The organism is Holdemania filiformis DSM 12042 (genome assembly GCF_000157995.1).
Lineage (GTDB): Bacteria > Bacillota_I > Bacilli_A > Erysipelotrichales > Erysipelotrichaceae > Holdemania > Holdemania filiformis.
On record NZ_GG657569.1, the window covers coordinates 1 to 910 of the forward strand.

Annotated in this window: 1 protein-coding gene; it reads right to left on the reverse strand. The window is 34.0% G+C overall.

The genetic code is table 11. From position 1 onward, the window contains the following. Nucleotides 1–893, reverse strand: an 893-nt coding sequence (locus tag HOLDEFILI_RS18005) for a hypothetical protein (protein ID WP_006061385.1), incomplete at its 3' end; no start/stop codon positions are given. Nucleotides 894–910 lie beyond the last annotated feature (17 nt).

The window sequence follows — 910 nt, forward strand, 5'->3', positions numbered from 1 at the left end:
CTAAATAAAATCGCAAAGGATATAAACAAGTAAGATGAGGAACAAGCTAAACCCGCTCCGACGATGAACATCATGACATACTTTAACGAATCTTCTTTATCACGCAGCCAACAATACGCTGTATAGATTAAATAAGCAGCTAGAAGAGTGCGGTATGTATTCCCATAGAACGCAAAGGCAACTCGCCAATAGTAGAAATTACTGAAAAATAATGTAAATGCAATAAGCACATACTTAACACTTTTTTGTTTAATTTTTAACCCTTCAGCAAAATTGACTATTAACATGGAAGAAATCAACGAATAGATCATGCCTAATCCCCACGTAGAGATTACAATATTATCAATTTTACCGCCAATTCCTAGTAAAACTGACGGAACATTAATAACATGGCATAAAAAAGTGCCGAAATGATAATATCCTTGGAACAAATACAGCGCATCCCACTCAGCGCCCACCTTTCCCGAATACAAATTAAATAAATTTAAATGTTGATTATCAATATTCTGAGCAATGTAATTCAAATACATTGGTGAATCTGAGAAACCAATATCGATAAATAACTGGTAAAATACAACGATGAATGCAAGAAATGAAGCTATAATCCAAAGGGTATTCCATTGCCAGTAACGTTTAAATAATTCCTTAATATGAAATAACGAATATAGTAGTAAACAGCCGAATATTAGATAACTGCTAGCATAAATCCAAGATACAGATCCATTAAAGAACTGTACAGGATAATAACATAGCTGCAGCGTACATAATAACAAAACAAAGCCCAAAGGAGCGGTAAAGCCCGTCGGCTTTAATTTTAATAATTTCTCAGCGAACAATCCATAACCAGCGCTGCAAAATAAAACAACACCTACAGCTAATAATATTTTAATCATGACCTAATCACCTTGTA